At 42.6% G+C, this 941-nt stretch carries 1 protein-coding gene; it reads left to right on the forward strand.

Annotation, left to right across the window (positions count from 1 at the left end):
• Positions 1-941 (forward strand): IS630 family transposase (locus tag ACGF63_RS22920; protein ID WP_387633386.1); only part of this gene is annotated, 941 nt, incomplete at both ends.

Below are 941 nucleotides of genomic sequence, written 5' to 3' on the forward strand. Positions count from 1 at the left end.
CGTCTTCACGACACCACTCGCGATGGTCAAGTACGAGACAGAATAAAAGCTATCCTTCTGGCTTCTGAAGGGTGGAGTTCTGTGATGATAGCCCAGGCATTGCGACTCCATCAGACCACGGTTGACCGCCATATCAGTGATTACCTTAATCACGGTAAACTTAAATCGGGTAATGGGGGGTCTGACAGTTTACTTTCCCGAGAACAAACTGATTTTTTAATCAACCACTTATCTCAACATCTTTTCCATCACACCCATGAAATCGTGGCCTATGTCGCTCAGCTCTGGAATATGACCTTTAGCATTCCCGGCATGAATAAATGGCTACACCGTCAGGGTTTTTCTTATAAAAAACCGTGTGGCGTCCCTCATAAATTCGACGCAGAAAAACAGCAACAATTTATTGAGTATTATGAAAATCTTAAAGTCACAGCGAAAGACGAACCCATCCTTTTTCTTGACGCGGTTCACCCGACTCAAGGCACCAAACTCGGTTATGGCTGGATGCGAAAAGGTGAGAAAAAAACAGTCAAAACAACAGGAAGCCGAACTCGCCTGAATCTATTGGGCGCCCTCAACCTGAATGCCATTGGTCGTACGGTGTTCCAGGAATATCAAACCATCAATGACTACAACATTTGCTGTTTTTTCAATGAAATAAGAAGGTCTTATCCTGACTATCATCAAAAAATTCATCTTATTGTGGATGGGGCGGGTTACAACAAAGCTCATCTTGTGAAGGAGTGGGCTTATGTTAGCAATATTGAATTACATTACCTTCCGCCATACAGCCCAAATTTAAACCCAATAGAGCGATTATGGAAGGTCATGAATGAACATGTTCGAAATAACCGTTATTTCGCGGATAAACATGAATTTCGAGACAAAATCTTCAAATTTTTCACCACAACGTTACCTGATATAGCGGACTCGCTGACGTC

It is taken from the genome of Photorhabdus sp. RM322S, from assembly GCF_042879395.1.
Taxonomy (GTDB): domain Bacteria; phylum Pseudomonadota; class Gammaproteobacteria; order Enterobacterales; family Enterobacteriaceae; genus Photorhabdus; species Photorhabdus khanii.